Below are 283 nucleotides of genomic sequence, written 5' to 3' on the forward strand. Positions count from 1 at the left end.
GAATCAGCTTCTTCCACTCGGCTTCCAGATTCGGATCCAAAGAGATGTCCCAACCGGAGTGAGCAATCCAGCCGAGGTGCAGCTCAAGCACCTGACCGAGGTTCATTCGGGAAGGCACACCCAGCGGGTTCAACATGATGTCGACCGGAGTACCGTCGGCAAGGAACGGCATATCCTCTTCCGGCAGGATGCGAGAGATGCAGCCCTTGTTGCCATGGCGGCCGGAGAGCTTGTCGCCCACCGTGATCTTACGGTGCTGGGCGATGTAGACGCGGATCATCTG

Annotated in this window: 1 protein-coding gene; it reads right to left on the reverse strand. The window is 58.7% G+C overall.

Going from position 1 to position 283, the window contains the following annotated elements; all coding sequences use genetic code 11:
- On the reverse strand, window positions 1-283 hold a 283-nt coding region (locus tag EIK80_RS25720), incomplete at both ends, for a hypothetical protein (protein WP_148099153.1).

The organism is Caulobacter sp. 602-1, assembly GCF_003931565.1.
GTDB lineage: Bacteria > Pseudomonadota > Alphaproteobacteria > Caulobacterales > Caulobacteraceae > Caulobacter.